A 1,841-nucleotide genomic window follows, 5' to 3' on the forward strand; every position below is an offset into this window, starting at 1 on the left:
GCTGAGTTTTTCCGCTTATTGTTTCTAAATCCTTGTAATTTGTCTTATTTGAAGCAGTTAAGCGGAATATCTCCGCTGATATGAACGAAACTGTCAAGCCCCCCGCTCAATTTGTTATTTTGTTTGGTTTTTGGGCAACTTTAAGAAGAGAAGCATATTTCGGCTTCTTTGCTATTTTGTTTATGGCTCAGCCTTTTAAGGCTAGAGTAGCTCCTTCTTCAGCTTACTGACTGCTCCTCAAACCCAGTAATGGTTGTCAAGTGTTTTCCTTGACGACCATTACTGGGTTTGAGATCCTTTTGAAAGCTGAAGAATAATTTAATTTCCTCCTTATATGTTTAATGATAGAAGATAAGAACACGGCACGAAGGCAAAAATCTCTACAGCGGTTAGCACTCTGATATTCGTGGGTTTTCACATTTTATCTTTCCGTATAAAGGAGCTTCCACTAACTTATGACGTGCATTAGTCTATTTAGACATGGCACAAGCGGAGATCGTGGATTCTCCTTCCCGGTTTTACCTTTGCCTTCGAGCCCTATTCTCAGATTCTATTTCTCGGTTGATCTTAAATTTATTTATATATTACTAAATGCTGAATAGTTTTATAAGCTAAATACTTTTATACTCAACTTCCTGAGTAATCGCCCAAATAAATCCTGCAAGCTCCCTAGCTACAGCTGTTATTGCCTTTCCACTCTCTTTTCCTCGTGATAATAAGCGAAAATATTTCTTGTGGAGACGATTTTGTGCTTTCCATGATATTGCTTGAACACTAGGTAATTGTCCTTCTTGTCTTCTCTTTAATTCTCCCTTTAAAGCAGGCTGATATCGGTAACTCCAAGCCGACTCAACTAATAAACGCCGAACATGACGGTTTCCTGTTTTTGTGATTTTTCCTTGTCTTCTAATATCACCACTAGAGCTTTCACTTGGAATAAGTCCGACATAAGACATAAATTGTTTTGGGGTAGGAAATCTTTTAAATGATCCAATTTCAGCTACAAGACTTGTAGCTGTAATAACTGCAACACCTCTTAATGTTTTGAGTGCTTGGATCATTGGTGCATGGATACCTTCGGTAGCCTGTAAATTTATTTCTTCTTCTAATCGTTTAATACGCTGCTCAATTTCTTGTAGATGGTGATAGTATTCTTGAAAAACAATCCTTGATGCAGAACGATCAAATTTTAGAGTATTTAACCAATCACGGTATCTTTGAGTCCATTTTCTTACACCACTAGGCGGATGAATTTCATGCCTTAAAAGGAATTTGGTCAATTGATGCTTTGCTCTTAACTCATCTTCTTTAGCATCTTCTCGAGCGCGTACCAAATCCCTAAGAGCTTCGTCGTCTTCAGTTGGTACATACACTGAGGTTAACTCACCTGCACGGAAAAGCTGTGCAAGGCGAAGAGAATCCCTACGGTCTGTTTTTACCCTCTCTCCAGGCTTCCTGGGAATTAGAGATGGCGCAATTACTTCACATTCAATTCCCAGACTAAGAAAAAGCCTATATAATCCATAGCCTGTTGGTCCAGCTTCATAACATACTCGTAAATTTTCTGTTTCTCCAAGCTTTCTTACCAACTTTCTAATAGCCTCAGGAGTATTAGAGATCATCCCCCAATATCTTGGTTCTCCTCGTCCTTCTTCTGCAATAGAAACAGCAATTTTTTCTTTTGATACGTCTAAACCTACATATTTTATGGTATCCTTCATAATAACTAGCTCCTTTCGTAATGTAGCTCTGATTTGGTTTGTTTTTTCCAGTAAACAGTTTAACCAAATTAACCTACGCTGTTACGAGTAAGGAGCTAGTTTCGTTCATGATAACTTATA

At 38.2% G+C, this 1,841-nt stretch carries 1 protein-coding gene; it reads right to left on the reverse strand.

What is annotated here, in order from left to right; translation table 11 throughout:
- Window positions 1-611 precede the first annotated feature (611 nt).
- Window positions 612-1,721 (reverse strand): IS110 family RNA-guided transposase, encoded by a 1,110-nt coding sequence (locus tag H0184_RS27320; RefSeq protein WP_221831159.1) that lies wholly within the window; start codon window positions 1,719-1,721, stop codon window positions 612-614.
- Window positions 1,722-1,841: the final 120 nt, after the last annotated feature.

Origin of the sequence: Neobacillus niacini (genome assembly GCF_019749295.1) — a bacterium.
In the GTDB taxonomy this organism is placed as follows: Bacteria; Bacillota; Bacilli; order Bacillales; family Cytobacillaceae; genus Neobacillus; species Neobacillus niacini_D.